Genomic DNA, 13,184 nt, shown 5'->3' on the forward strand with positions numbered 1-13,184 from the left:
CTTCCTAGTCTTTTCGGAATGCAAGAGAACGACCGGCGAACATGGGATTTTTTTCGCGGGCCGATTCATCCACAGCTTTCTGATTCACGCGCGCCACCAGATAAGGTGATCCCCGCCCGGCGCACCGGGCGGGGATAAAAAGCCTTCCCCAACCCCTCCCGCGGAGGCGGGAGGGGCGTTTGGGCGGAGGGGTCAGAACCGGCCGGTCAGTTCGATACCGTAGAAGCGCGGCTCGGCGGGGATGAAGGTGGGAATGCCGAACGCACCACCGGTATTGCCCGCGTCGAGCAGATACTCCTCGTCCGACAGGTTGCGGCCGAACACCGCCAGTTCGAAGCGGTCGTCGGCAAAGGCCACGCCCGCGCGCGCGTTGAACAGGGTGACGCCCGGCTGGCTGATCGCGGCGCTGTTCGGAATCTCGAAGAAAATCTGAGAGCGATAGGTGACGGTCGGCGTCGCAAAGACCCGCACGCCGCCCAGCGGCGCGTCGATGGTGAAGCCGGCTGCCGCCTGCACCTCCGGCTGGAGGCGGAAGCGCGCGCCCGAGAAGGCGGGCGCGAGCGCGTTGCCCTCCTCGATCTTGGCGTCGATATAAGCGCCGTTGGCGAACAGGTTGAGCCATGGCGTGGCGCGCAAGCTGACCTCCGCCTCGACGCCGAAGTTGCTCGCCTCGCCCGCGCTTTCGGTACGGGTGGTGCCGTCGGGCTGGATCACGCTGACCTGGAAGCCGTCATAGTTCTGGTAATAGACGCCGAGCGTGCCCGACACCGGGCCGACGCGGCCCTTGAGCCCGGCCTCATAGTTCCACACCTTTTCCTCGGCGACCAGATTGAGGCTGGGGGCCGGGCCGGTCGCGGTCGACCGCGCCGAAAGCTGGACCACCGGCGAGCGGCGCCCCTTCGACACGGTCGCGAACAGGTTGATATCGTCGGTTGCGCGGAACAGCGCGTTGAAGCGCGGCAGCACGGCGGAGAAATTGCCCTCGGCGCGGAAGGTCTGGCCGCCGGTATCGACCTGCCCGGGGATCAGCGACGCCCCGCCGCTGAGCACCGAACGCGGCACGCGCGCGAAATAGCCGGAGTCGCGCGATTCGATCAGAAAGCGGACGCCCGCAGTCAGCTCGATCCGATCGGTCGGGAGATAGGTGCCGTCGAAGAACATCGAATAGCTTTCGTTGTGCCCCTGATTTTCGAACACCGAGCTGTAGGGCACGGTGGTGAGCAGCCCGCCCGTTGCCATCGAGGTCGCCTGCGCCGCCGTCACGACGCCGGCGGCGTTGATGCAGCCGAGGCCGGGGATGATGTTCGCGGCGCACTGGAGGAAAATGCCCTCCTCCGACGAGAAGGGGACGTTCTGGAAGCTGTCCTCGACGAACACGTTGAAACCGAACGAGCCGCGGAACTTGGCGCCGGTGTACGCAAAGCGGGTTTCCTGGCTCGCCTGCCAGCCCTTGGCATATTCGGCAAACTCCAGATACCAGGCGGCCGAGCCGTCGGCGTCGAAGATTTCGAGGCTGTCGAACTCGCGATAGCCGTTGACCAGGGTCAGCGTCCAATCGTCGGCGAAATCATAAGCAACTGTCAGATTAGCGTCATAGACCTCGCGGTTGAGGCCCAGCTTTTCCTGCCCGAGCACCTGCGCCGAGAAGGGCGAACCGCCCAGATGCGCCTTGCCGAACGGATTGCCCGGTCCATCCTCGGTCGGCAGCGCGCGCGAGATGAACGGGGTGCCGCTGTTGCGCTGCTGGTCATAGGTGAGGATCAAGTCGGCGCGCAGCGCGTCGCTCGGCTGGAAGCGGAGCGATCCGCGCACGCCAAGCTGGTCCTGCGCGTAGAGATCGTCCTGGTTGGGGGCGAGATTTTCGACATAGCCGTCGCGCTTCTTATATTCGAACGCGATACGCCCGGCGAGTATGTCGGAGCCGGCATTGACGAAGCCGGCGACGCGCCAGGCGTCGAAATTGCCGTAGCTCGCCGACAGTTCGCCCGAAAAGCCGGCACGCGGGCGCGCCGAGATCAGGCTGATCGCGCCGATCGTCGAGGCCGTGCCGAACAGCGTCGCCTGTGGCCCCTTGATCACCTCGATCCGCTCGAGATCGTAGATCGCCTGGTACGAACCGCGCGAGCGGGAGATGTCGACGCCGTTATAATAGAGCGAGACGCGCGGGCCCTGCTGCGCCGAGCCCGAGTCCGAGGTGATGCCGCGGATCACGATGCCGGGGTTGTTCGCGCTCTGCTCCTGCACGTTGAGGCCCGGGACGAAGTTCGACAGCTCGTCGAGGTCCTGCACGCCCAGTTCGCGCATCCGCTCGCCGCTGTTCGCGCTGATCGTGATCGGCACGTCGACCGCGCGCTGCTCGCTTTTCTGCGCGGTGACGATGATGTCGGTGTCGTCCGCTTCCACCCCGACGCGCGACGCGGGCGCTTGCTGCGCGAGCGCGGTGCCGGACACGGTGGTGAGCAGCGCCGCGAGTGCGACGCCGGAAAGGCACGATGCCATGATCGGGTTCCCCTGATGGTAGTTGGTCTGTGGTGGCCCGCCCCTGCGCGCGATCTGTTGCAGTGCAAGGTGATTTCGATGACGGTTCGACGACATCGATGCAACCGCGAATTGCGGCGCGATTGTGGCGCGATTGTGGCGCGGCGCTGAACGCCCGATGAAATGCTGGCCAAATGGCGATTTCGATGCGGAACGCCTCATCGCTGCAACGCCACGCCTCACCCCGCCCACCGCATATACGCGCGCGAGTCAGCCGTCCGCCACGCGAAACCGGTCCGGCGGCATGGCCGTTGTTGGCGTCAGGTTCATGGCAACATGAGGAGATGAACGATGCGTACCCCATTGATGATCGCAACCGCAATGACGCTGCTGGCCACGCCAGCGCTGGCGCGCGATGTGACCACCGCGGCCGTGTTTACGGACAGCAATTCGCACTATCTGGATTACAAGACGTCGATCAGCGAGGCGAAGCGCGAATTGCGCAAGGACCTTTCCCGCGCGAAGGACGAGAGCGACCGGATCGAGGCGATGGCCGAATATGAGGCCGAACTCGCCGATGCCGACAAGGATTTCCGCAAGGAGATGGCCGAGCGCGGCGTCGTGCTGCCCAAGGGGACTGTGATCGTCGAGGAAGACGTCGCGATGCTGCCTGACTGACCCTTTCGAATTCCGACGCAATTCCCAGACAATTCCCACACAAGGCCCGGGCGGATGACGTCCGGGAGGGCGGGAGCGAAGCACGCGCGGACAGCCTGGCGTGAGTCGCTTCCGCCCTTTCGCTATGCGGGTTTGTCTATCAGCCGCACCAGCCCATGCGCGCACCGCGATAGGGCCGGGCAAGCCCTTCGGCGATCAGTTTGGCGCCAACGCCTTGCCCATCGACCTCCACCAGCCGCAGCTTGCGCCCATAGCGATCGGCATCGCGGTCGATGGCGCGAAGACTGACGGCCCCACCGTTGAGCAGCGCATGGAGCCGTCGCGTCGCCGCCGCGCCCAGCTCCGCCTCCCGCGCGCAGCGGGGCGGGTGGGTTTCGGGGGTATCGATATCCGCGATGCGGATACGCTGCCCGCCCATGCGGAAGGTGTCGCCATCGACGACGCAATTGCGTCCGCCGCCGCTGTGGCAGAAGCCGAAAGCGATGCGCGCGGGGGGCGTCGAATCGGAAGAGTCGTACGTCGAGGGTGGTGCGCCCTCCTGATCAATCAGGATGTCGCGCGAACGGCGCGATTCGGCCCAGCTTTCCGGTTCGACGCGCTCCAACCTTGTCAGATCGCCACCGGAAGACGGCGTCGCGGGCAGCATCGTCCAGGCGAGGCCGCCAACGACTCCCGCCAGCAGCATTCCGGCCAATTCGTTGCGTCCGAAGCGTCCGCGCGCACGACGACGGCCGAGCGGCGCGCGGCGGCGGTCCCAATCGCGCCACATGCGCCGACTGCGGTGCAGGTCCAGTGGGTGCTTCACGCCGACGGCTCCATCGGACGCGAGGATAAGGAACGGCGCTCACCAAATCCTTACCGGACGGGACCGCATTGGCGGTGTGTCCCGCCATATTGGAGCAAGGTCAGGGCTTGGGCGTGCGGGCCGCCAGCGCGAGCTTGTACATTGCCTCGCCGATCGATGCGCGCAGGGTGGCGCGGTTGAGGCGGAACGTCTCGCCCTTGGGGAGGCATTTCGCCAGCGGGAGCGAAAGCGCGGAGAGCGCGGAGTCTTCCGCCTTGCTATAGGGTGCGGCGGTGAGCAGTGCGTGGGTGTCCTGCGGCGCCTCGCGCGACACGCAGTCGCCCAGCGCCCGACGGGGGCGATAATCGGCCGGGAGCGTCGCGATGTCGCGGTCGAATTCGGTCGACAGGGTCAACGGTTCGAGCGCCGCGATCCCGGCAGGCGGGCCGCTGCGACCGAAGTCGCGGCGATAGAGCGCTGGATAGAGTGCGGCCCGAATCGCTTCATATGAATAGCTCAGCTTCACGGTGATCTGATAGTTGCGCATCGAGGCGCGCACACATTCTTCACTCACGGCCGCGCGCCCCGCGGCGCTGGTGGTGCCATCCCCCGGAAATTCGCGCAGCAACTGGTCGATCGCGGCGCGCTTATCCTGCTCGTTCACCAAACAGTCTGTATACTCTTCCGTCTGGCGCGCAGCGTCGTGACGGGGTGCCTTGCGCATGGCGTTCTCGCGCTCACCGAATGCTCCGGCCTGCACGGGCATCAGCAACGTCGCGATCATAAGGCCAAGCATCGGCGCGTCCCCCTCGACCGGAATGCTATCCAATCATTCTGGGAAGGTCATGACCTTTCCGGGTCAGTTCGCCAGCCCCAGCTGCCAGAGCACGAACGCATTCTCTTCCGCCGCTTCCTTCAGGCTCTCCCAGCGGCCCGACTTGCCGCCATGGCCCGCGCCCATATTGGTCTTGAGCACGAGGACATTGTTGTCGGTCTTGGTCGCGCGCAGCTTCGCCGCCCATTTGGCGGGCTCCCAATAGGTGACGCGCGGATCGTTGAGGCCGCCCCCGATGAACATCGGCGGATAATCCTGCGCCTTCACATTGTCATAGGGCGAATAGCCGCGGATCAGCTCGAACGCTTGCGCGTCGGTGATCGGGTTGCCCCATTCGGGCCATTCGCCGGGGGTGAGCGGCAGGCTGTCGTCGAGCATCGTGTTGAGCACGTCGACGAAGGGGACGTCGGCGACGACGACGGCCCACAGATCGGGGTCGGAGTTGACGACGGCGCCCATCAGCTCGCCGCCCGCGCTGCGCCCGGCGATGGCGATGCCGCCCTTGTGCGTGTAGCCGCGGTCGATCAGCCCCTTTGCCACGTCGACGAAATCGTTGAAGGTGTTGGCGCGCTTCTCCAGCTTGCCGTCGAGATACCATTGCTGGCCAAGATCATCGCCGCCGCGGATATGCGCGATGGCGAAGGCGACGCCGCGGTCGAGGAACGACATGCGCGCGGTCGAAAAGCCGGGCGGGATCGCATGGCCATAGGCGCCATAGGCGTAGAGATAGAGCTTGCCCGTGCCGTCGCGGGGGAAGTCCTTGGGATAGACGATCGAGCAGGGAATGTCGGTGCCGTCGCGCGCGGCGATGTGCAGCCGCTCGGTCGCGTATTTCGACGCGTCATAGCCCGAGGGGATGATCTGGACCTTGAGCGTTTCCAGCTGCCCGGTCGCGACGTCATAGTCATAGACGGTGCCGGGCGTGACCATCGACTCATAGCCGATGCGCAGACGATCCATCGCATATTCGGGATTGTTGCCGAGGCCGGCGACATAGCTCGCCTCCGGGAAGGCGATGCGCTTGGCCGGGCCGCCGGCATAGTCGTGGATCTCGATCTGATCGAGGCCCTGTTCGCGCCCCTCGACCACGAAAAAATCGCGGAAGGTGGTGACGCCGGTCATGTAGAAAGTCGGCGACGGCGCGATCAGTTCCTTCCACTCACCCGGCACATCGAGGCTGGCGGTGACGAGGCGCCAGTTGGTGTGGGTATCGTTGGTGTGGATGTAGAGCGTGCCGTCATGCTCCTCGACATCATATTCGCGGCCGGTCTGGCGGGGGGCGACCAGGATCGGCTCTGCGAGCGGATTGTCGGCGGGGAGCAGGCGGATTTCGCTCGTGACATGGTCGCCGGTCGAGATCACCAGCCAGTTGCGCGACTGGGTTTCGCCGACGCCGACGCGATAACCCTCGTCATCCTCGTGATAGAGTTCCACGTCGCTTTCGACCGGCTCGCCGAGCTTGTGCCAGCGGGCATTGTCGGTGCGCCACTGGTCGTTGGCGACGCCGTAGAGAAAGCCGCGCGAATCCGAGGTCCAGACGAGGTCGGAGAGAACGCCGGGGATGGTGTCGGGGAGGAGATCGCCGGTGGTCAGGTCCTTGACGCGTACCTCGAACCGTTCGGAGCCGGTATCGTCGATCGCATAAGCGAGATAGCGATCATCGGGGCTGACCGAGAAGCCGCCGAGGACGAAATACTCTTTCCCCTCGGCCAGCTTGGGCTCGTCGAGGATCAGTTCGTCGGGACCGCCAGCGACGGGCCTCCGCCACCAGCGGCGATATTCGCCGCCGGTCTCGTGATCGGTCCAGTAGAGCCAGGCGCCGTCCTTTTGCGGAACGGTGGCGTCATCCTCCTTGATCCGCCCGCGCATCTCCTGAAACAGCGTGTCGGCGAGCGGTTTCAGGGGCGCCATCACGGTTTCGAAATAGGCGTTCTCGGCCTCGAGATAGGCGAGCACGTCCTTGTCCTTCACGTCGGGATAGCCGGGATCGCGCAGCCAGTTCCACGGATCGTCGATGGTCACGCCGTGGCGTTCGAAGCTGTAGGGACGGATGGCGGCGATCGGGGGCTTGGTATCTGTCATGCGCTCGCCCTTAGCCGAGCCGCATCGCCGCGCGAAGCCTGTACCAGCCGTTCCCATGTGCCGGGCCGGACGATCATCCGCCCCCGCTCAGGATCGCCGAACCGCAGCAACATGCCATTGATGAAGAGCAGCCGCACGGGCTCGGCATGGATATGCTCCCACGGCACCAGAAAGGGCGACTGGAACAGGCCGAACAGCCGCCAGACCGATACGCGCAGACCGATCCGCGTCGCGGACAGGGTGAGCGCGTTTTTGTAGTTCACCCGCTTCGTGCCGATAGTCGCCGACTGGAACCGCAGCGAGAATAGTGCCGACTGGCCCTCGCGGTCGGGATAGCGTTCCTGCAACACTGCCCAGCCGGACAGGGCGGACAGGAACTGGGTCACGAGCAGCCAGAAACCGGCAAAGATCAGCGGGAACAGCAGCACCAGCCAGAGCGGGAAGGGATATTCGTCCATCGCCGAACCCTAGCGCGGCCCGGCATCGTCGTGAAACAGGCAAGAACGGTCGATTACCCGGTTTGGCGGTTGCCGCGAACGTTAACCGGTCGTTAGAGTTGCCGGCAGCTTCGCTGAAACGGCACCGGCCCGCTGAGGCGTACAGACAGGGGAGATCGGTCGATGAAGCCATGGATGCTGGCGGGTGCAGTGGGGATCGCGCTGGCGGTCGGCGGGGTTGCCGAGGCGAAACGCTATGACGCCACGATCGTGCGCACGACCCATGGCATCCCGCACATCACCGCAAAGGACTGGCGCGGGGCGGGCTATGGCGTTGGCTATGCCTATGCGCAGGACAATCTGTGCATGATCGCCGAGGAATTCGCGACGGTGGCGGGGGAGCGATCGCTGCATTTCGGGCCGAAGGAAAGCGCGACGCTCGGATTCCAGACCGTCGATAATTTGTCGTCCGACCTGTTCTTTCGCTCCGCCATCGACCTGCCCGCATTGCGACGCGGGGTGCGCTCGCAGGGGCGCGCGGTGCTGGAGCTGACCCAGGGCTATGTCGCGGGCTATAACCGCTATCTGCGCGATATCGGCACTCAGGGTGTGCCGGAAGCGTGCCGGGGGAAGGCCTGGGTGCGGCCGATCACCGCCGACGATGTGCTGCGGCTGAACGAGAAGCAGATGCTGCTCGCAAGCTCGCTCAACTTCGCGCCCGCCATCGCCAATGCCGCACCCCCCGGAACGCAGCCACCGACCAAGACGAGCGCAGCGATGCCCGACCCGGCAAAGTTCGCGATTGCCAGCAATGGCTGGGCGTTCGGCGGCGATGTCACGGCCAACGGGCGTGGCATGGTGATCGGCAACCCGCATTTCCCCTGGCACGGGCCGAGCCGTTTCTGGGAGATGCACATCACCGTGCCGGGCAAGATGGACACCGCGGGGGTCGGCATCGCCGGATCGCCCTTTCCCACCCTCGGCTTCAACCGTGACATCGCCTGGACGCATACGGTGACGGCGGCGCGGCATTTCACCCTCTATCAGCTGACGCTCGATCCCAAGGATCCGACCGCCTATCTGGTCGATGGCAAGTCCGAGAAGATGAAGGCGCAGACCATCAGCGTGCCCATGCCCGACGGCGCCGCGCCGGTCGAGCGGACGCTCTACTCCACCCGCTTCGGCCCGGTAATCGTGATTCCGCAGGCGATGGCGAACTGGACGAAGGGGATGGCCTTTACGTTGCGCGATGCCAATTCGGGCAACCAGCGCGGGATCGGCACCTGGCTGCGCATCGCGACGGCGAAGACCGTCGGCGAGGTGCGCGCGGCGGTGGGCGAGACGCTGGGCATCCCCTGGGTCAACACCATCGTCGCCGACCGGCATGGCGATGCGCTGCACGCCGATGTGACCGCGGTGCCGAACGTGTCGGCGGCGAAGGCAAAGGCGTGCGCGACGCCGCTGTCGCCGGTGGTGGCGCGGGTTGCGACCTTGCTCGACGGGTCCAAATCGGCGTGCGACTGGGATGTGGCGCCCGGGACGCCGGTGCCGGGACTGATGCCCGCGAGCGACCAGGCGACCTATTTGCGGCGCGATTACGTTGCCAACATGAACGACAGCTATTGGCTGAGCAACGCCGACGCGCCCCACAAGATGCTGGCGCCGATCCTGGGCGAGGCGGAGAAGCCGGTTTCGCTGCGCACCCGATCGGGCTTCACCGAAACGCGCGCGCTGATCGCCGGGGGCAAGGTCGATCATGCGCGGGCCAAGGACATGACCTTTGCCAATAAAAGCCATGCCGCGCTTCTGGCGCTCAAGCCGGTGCTGGCGTTGTGCGCGGGCAAGGCCGAGGTGGCGGAGGCGTGCGCGGCGCTGGGCAAATGGGACGGACGCTACGACCTCGACAGCCGGGGGGCATGGCTGTTCGACCGCTTCTGGATGAAGGCAGGGCGACTGCCGGGCATCTGGGCGGTGCCGTTCGACCTCGAGGACCCGATCAACACCCCGCGCGATCTGGTGACGGGCGGGGAGACGGGGGTGAAGCTGATCGCCGCACTCACGGCTGCGGCGGACGAGGTGGCAAAGGCGGGCATCGCGCTCGATGCGCGCTGGGGCGACGTCCAATATGCGCAGCGCGGGGCGGATCGAATCCCGGTCCATGGCGGGGACGGGGAATTGGGCGTGCTCAACGTGCAGATTTCGGAGCCTGCCCCGGGCGGCGTGACGCCGCGCCACGGGTCGAGCTATGTCCAGATTGTCGGGTTCGACGAAAACGGGCCGGTCGCGGACACGATCCTCAGCTACTCGCAATCGCCGAACCCGGCATCGCCCTGGTATGCTGATCAGACGCGGCTCTATTCGGAAAAGCGCTGGGTCCGCTTCCCCTTCACCCCGGCGCAGATCGAGGCGGCGAAGGTGGGTGCGGCGGTACGAATCGCGGAGTGATCAGGCCGATTCGAGGTCGAGCAGCAGCCGCTTGGCCGCCAGCCCCCCGGCAAAGCCGGTGAGCGCTCCGCCGCCGCCAATCACGCGGTGGCAGGGCGCGACGATCGACAGGGGGTTGCGTCCGTTGGCAGCGCCCACCGCACGCACCGCATTGGGTCGGCCGATCTGGCGCGCAATCTCGCCATAGCTGCGCGTTTCGCCATAGGGAATCGCGAGCAGCGCCTGCCACACGCTGCGCTGAAATACAGTGCCGCGAAAGTCGAGCGGGAGATCGAAGCTGCGTCGGCGACGGGCAAAATAGGCGTCCAGTTGCGCCGCCGCCTCGGTCAGCAGGGGATGACCGGGCGCCGCGACCGTCGGGGCGAGCGGCACGCGGCCGGGGCGCTCATCGGGCCAGAGTATCGCGACCAGCCCTGCTTCGCCCGCGACGAGGCGCAGCGTGCCGACCGGCGAGTCGATCTCGTGGTGAACCAGCATCATGCGACCTCCTGCGCGAGGGGGCATGATAGACGATCACCGCCTGTTGGCATCCCGATGGTTGCGATCAAAGCGCCGGTCACTCCGGCGCGACGATTCCGCCTATGCCAAGCCGCTTGCCGCGGGTGATGATGACCTTGTCGCCGAGCTTGGCCTGCGCGAAGACGAGCTTGGCGAAGGGCGTGGGAACGCCGATGCAGCCATGGGTGGCGAGGCCCATTTCGACCTCCGACCCGTGGATGGCGATCCCGTCCCAGGTCAGGCGCATCATGTACGGCATGGGCGCATTGTAGAGGTTCGAGATGTGGTGGACCTTCTTCTGCTTGATCTCGTGCACGCCGAGCGGGGTCGGCTTGCCGTCCATGCCATAGAGGATCGCGGTCGCGCCGATCTCGTACCCGTCGCGGAACACCGACATGGTCTGCGCCTCCAGATCGACGGTGATGATCAGCGGGCCGTCGGCGGGCACGCCCTGCGTATCCCAATAATAGGTGCCGAACTTGATCGGGCCCGGGATGTCGAGGATGCGCTTCACCACCATCGCGTCGAGCGCCGGCGCGGCGGCCGGGACCGGGGCCGCAGCCGGTGCTGGCGCAGGCGCCGGAGCGACTGCCGGCACGGGCGCCGGGACGGGTGCGGGCTTTGCGACAGGCGCGCTGCGGACCGGTTCGGGCGCCGGAATCAGCGCGGCGGCACCCATTGCCCCTGCGCCCAGTCCCACCACGATCAGGGTTCGCATCATCCATCCGCCTGCGCGCATCAGTCTCCTCCAGTCCATGCGCTCCAGATCGCCCTTTGCGCGCGGGCTTTCCACCCCCCGATTTCCGCCGTGCCGCGATGGCACAGGCCGGGCGCGCATTAACCCAGGTATTATTGCAATTCCTCCCCTGCACCGCAGGGGAGGTGGCATCGCGCAGCGATGACGGAGGGGCGGCCGCGCAGACGGCCGAAACGGCTCGGCAAAATTCTGCCCTCTGCGGGGCAGCCCCTCCACCACCGCTTCGCGGCGGTCCCCCTCCCCTGAGCAAGCTCAGGGGAGGAATGAGAGGCCTTTTCAACGCGCCCGGCTTGCGGCACCAACGTGGCATTCAAAGCGCGACTTCGTCTTCCCATATCGGAGGAGCGCCTGCGGAACCGCATTCGAGGATATACCGATGTCGACCCATGCCGATCGCCTGAAGGCCCTGCGCGACCAGCTCGCGCGCGATTCGCTGGACGGATTCGTCGTGCCGCTGACCGACGAGCATATGAGCGAATATGTCGGCGGCTATGCCCAGCGGCTCGCCTGGCTGACCGGATTTCAGGGGAGCGCGGGGAGCGCGGTGGTGCTGCCCGAGGCGGCGGCGATCTTCACTGACGGGCGCTACACGATCCAGGTGCGCCAGCAGGTCGACGGGGCGAATTGGGAGTATGTGCCCGTCCCCCAGGTGAGCATCGCCGACTGGCTGCGCGATCATGCGCCACAGGGCGGGCGGATCGGATACGATCCCTGGCTGCACACGCGCGGCTGGGTCGAGGAGGCGAAGAAGGCGCTGGCGGAGCGCGGTGCCGAGCTGGTCGCGGTCACGCGCAACCCGATCGACGCGGTGTGGGACGACCAGCCTGCCCCGTCGGACGCCAGGCTCGCGGTACAGGGCGACGCTGCGGCGGGACGGACCAGCGCGAGCAAGCGCGCCGAGATCGCCGACTGGCTGGCCGAGCGCAAGGCGGATGCGGTGGTGCTGTCGGCGCTCGATTCGATCGCCTGGACGTTCAATGTGCGCGGGCAGGATGTCAGCCACACGCCGGTCGCGCTCGCCTATGCCATCGTCAACGCCGACGGCACCGCCGACCTGTTCGTGGCGAAGGACAAGGTGGGCGAGGACGTCGCCAAGCATCTGGGCAATGCGGTGCGGGTGCACGACCGCAGCGCCTTTGCCCCGGCGCTGGCGCAGTTCGCGGGCAAGCGCGTCGCCGCCGATCCGGGCGGGTCGGTGGCGGCGATCTTCGACGCGCTCGACGCGGGCGGGGCGACGATCCTGGCGACGCGCGATCCGGTGGTGCTGGCCAAGGCAATCAAGAACGCGGCCGAGATTGCCGGGCACAAGGCGGCGCAGGCACGCGACGGCGCGGCGCTAGCGCGGTTCCTCAAATGGGCCGAGGCGGAGATGCCCAAGGGCGGGGTGACCGAGATGTCGGCGGCCGACCGGCTGCAAGCGTTCCGCGAAGAGACGGGCGTGCTCAAGGACCTGTCCTTCGACACGATTTCCGCGGCCGGGCCGAATGGCGCGATCCCGCATTACAAGGTGACCGCGGAGTCGAGCTTGGCCGTAGAGCCGGGCCAGCTCTATCTGGTCGATTCGGGCGGGCAATATGAGGACGGCACCACCGACGTCACGCGCGTGATCCCGGTGGGGGAACCGACTCAGGAAATGCGCGACCGCTTCACCCGCGTGCTCAAGGGGCATATCGCGATTGCGACCGCAGTGTTCCCCGAAGGGACGACCGGGGGGCAGATCGACGCCTTTGCCCGCCGTCCACTTTGGGAGGTCGGCTGCGACTATGGCCATGGCACCGGCCATGGCGTCGGATCGTATTTGTCCGTCCATGAGGGGCCGCAGCGGATCGCCGCGCCCAATTATCCCGGCGGCGGCCCGGCCGAGCCGTTGCGCGCGGGCATGTTCCTGTCGAACGAGCCGGGATATTACAAGGCGGGCGAGTTCGGCATCCGCATCGAGAATCTGGTGCTGGTGACGCAGCAGGACATCCCCGGCGCCGAATCGGTAATGCTGGGGTTCGAGACGCTGACCTTCTGCCCGATCGAGCGCAGCCTGATCGAGCCTGCATTGCTGACCGAGGACGAGCGCCGCTGGCTCGATTCCTATCATGCGCGGGTGCTGGAGATTTTGGGTCCGCAGCTCTCGCCCGACGAGCGCGCGTGGCTCGACGCCAAGTGCCGCCCGATCGCGGCGCGGTAAAGCCGGGGAAG

Annotated in this window: 10 protein-coding genes; 3 read left to right on the forward strand and 7 right to left on the reverse strand. The window is 66.5% G+C overall.

Annotated features, from left to right (window positions below; all coding sequences use genetic code 11):
* Positions 1-192: 192 nt before the first annotated feature.
* Positions 193-2,499 (reverse strand): TonB-dependent receptor, encoded by a 2,307-nt coding sequence (locus FPZ54_RS12290; protein WP_145847601.1) that lies wholly within the window; start codon positions 2,497-2,499, stop codon positions 193-195.
* 330 nt (positions 2,500-2,829) lie between these two features.
* Between FPZ54_RS12290 and FPZ54_RS19890 the strand changes: the two genes are divergently transcribed.
* The gene (locus FPZ54_RS19890) at positions 2,830-3,156 is read left to right on the forward strand and encodes a hypothetical protein (RefSeq protein ID WP_186456752.1); all 327 of its coding nucleotides are present in this window, start codon (positions 2,830-2,832) and stop codon (positions 3,154-3,156) included.
* A 139-nt stretch (positions 3,157-3,295) separates the two neighbouring features.
* Here FPZ54_RS19890 and FPZ54_RS12300 read toward each other — a convergent pair whose 3' ends face one another.
* The 4 genes from FPZ54_RS12300 to FPZ54_RS12315 all read right to left on the reverse strand — a co-directional run bounded on the left by FPZ54_RS12300 (position 3,296) and on the right by FPZ54_RS12315 (position 7,315).
* Positions 3,296-3,961 carry a thermonuclease family protein gene (locus FPZ54_RS12300; RefSeq protein WP_239019560.1) on the reverse strand — a complete coding sequence of 222 codons (666 nt, stop codon included), beginning with the start codon at positions 3,959-3,961 and terminating at the stop codon, positions 3,296-3,298.
* A 100-nt stretch (positions 3,962-4,061) separates the two neighbouring features.
* On the reverse strand, positions 4,062-4,736 hold the full coding sequence (locus FPZ54_RS12305) for a hypothetical protein (RefSeq protein WP_186456753.1): 675 nt from the start codon (positions 4,734-4,736) through the stop codon (positions 4,062-4,064).
* A 63-nt stretch (positions 4,737-4,799) separates the two neighbouring features.
* Positions 4,800-6,857 carry a S9 family peptidase gene (locus FPZ54_RS12310; RefSeq protein ID WP_145847604.1) on the reverse strand — a complete coding sequence of 686 codons (2,058 nt, stop codon included), beginning with the start codon at positions 6,855-6,857 and terminating at the stop codon, positions 4,800-4,802.
* Complete coding sequence (locus FPZ54_RS12315) at positions 6,854-7,315, reverse strand: hypothetical protein (protein WP_145847606.1); 462 nt, start codon at positions 7,313-7,315, stop codon at positions 6,854-6,856. Before FPZ54_RS12315 ends, FPZ54_RS12310 begins: the two co-directional genes overlap by 4 nt.
* 162 nt (positions 7,316-7,477) lie before the next feature.
* Between FPZ54_RS12315 and FPZ54_RS12320 the strand changes: the two genes are divergently transcribed.
* Positions 7,478-9,739, forward strand: coding sequence for a penicillin acylase family protein (locus tag FPZ54_RS12320; protein WP_145847608.1), 2,262 nt, complete (start codon positions 7,478-7,480; stop codon positions 9,737-9,739).
* Here FPZ54_RS12320 and FPZ54_RS12325 read toward each other — a convergent pair whose 3' ends face one another.
* Together FPZ54_RS12325 and FPZ54_RS12330 are read right to left on the reverse strand one after the other, a co-directional pair.
* The gene (locus FPZ54_RS12325; protein WP_145847610.1) at positions 9,740-10,219 is read right to left on the reverse strand and encodes a methylated-DNA--[protein]-cysteine S-methyltransferase; all 480 of its coding nucleotides are present in this window, start codon (positions 10,217-10,219) and stop codon (positions 9,740-9,742) included.
* Positions 10,220-10,295: 76 nt separating this feature from the next.
* Positions 10,296-10,958: a L,D-transpeptidase family protein gene (locus FPZ54_RS12330; RefSeq protein WP_239019561.1), complete on the reverse strand. Its 663-nt coding sequence runs from the start codon at positions 10,956-10,958 to the stop codon at positions 10,296-10,298.
* Positions 10,959-11,370: 412 nt separating this feature from the next.
* Between FPZ54_RS12330 and FPZ54_RS12340 the strand changes: the two genes are divergently transcribed.
* On the forward strand, positions 11,371-13,173 hold the full coding sequence (locus tag FPZ54_RS12340) for an aminopeptidase P family protein (protein ID WP_145847614.1): 1,803 nt from the start codon (positions 11,371-11,373) through the stop codon (positions 13,171-13,173).
* Positions 13,174-13,184: the final 11 nt, after the last annotated feature.

Source organism: Sphingomonas suaedae, assembly GCF_007833215.1.
Taxonomy (GTDB): domain Bacteria; phylum Pseudomonadota; class Alphaproteobacteria; order Sphingomonadales; family Sphingomonadaceae; genus Sphingomonas; species Sphingomonas suaedae.

What these genes read in the sequence shown, in the direction of transcription:
- FPZ54_RS12290 (WP_145847601.1), bottom strand. Translation starts at nt 2,499, where the DNA reads ATGGCATCGTGCCTTTCCGGCGTCGCACTCGCGGCGCTGCTCACCACC.
- FPZ54_RS19890 (WP_186456752.1), top strand. Translation starts at nt 2,830, where the DNA reads ATGCGTACCCCATTGATGATCGCAACCGCAATGACGCTGCTGGCCACG.
- FPZ54_RS12305 (WP_186456753.1), bottom strand. Translation starts at nt 4,736, where the DNA reads ATGCTTGGCCTTATGATCGCGACGTTGCTGATGCCCGTGCAGGCCGGA.
- FPZ54_RS12310 (WP_145847604.1), bottom strand. Translation starts at nt 6,857, where the DNA reads ATGACAGATACCAAGCCCCCGATCGCCGCCATCCGTCCCTACAGCTTC.
- FPZ54_RS12315 (WP_145847606.1), bottom strand. Translation starts at nt 7,315, where the DNA reads ATGGACGAATATCCCTTCCCGCTCTGGCTGGTGCTGCTGTTCCCGCTG.
- FPZ54_RS12320 (WP_145847608.1), top strand. Translation starts at nt 7,478, where the DNA reads ATGAAGCCATGGATGCTGGCGGGTGCAGTGGGGATCGCGCTGGCGGTC.
- FPZ54_RS12325 (WP_145847610.1), bottom strand. Translation starts at nt 10,219, where the DNA reads ATGATGCTGGTTCACCACGAGATCGACTCGCCGGTCGGCACGCTGCGC.
- FPZ54_RS12330 (WP_239019561.1), bottom strand. Translation starts at nt 10,958, where the DNA reads ATGATGCGAACCCTGATCGTGGTGGGACTGGGCGCAGGGGCAATGGGT.
- FPZ54_RS12340 (WP_145847614.1), top strand. Translation starts at nt 11,371, where the DNA reads ATGTCGACCCATGCCGATCGCCTGAAGGCCCTGCGCGACCAGCTCGCG.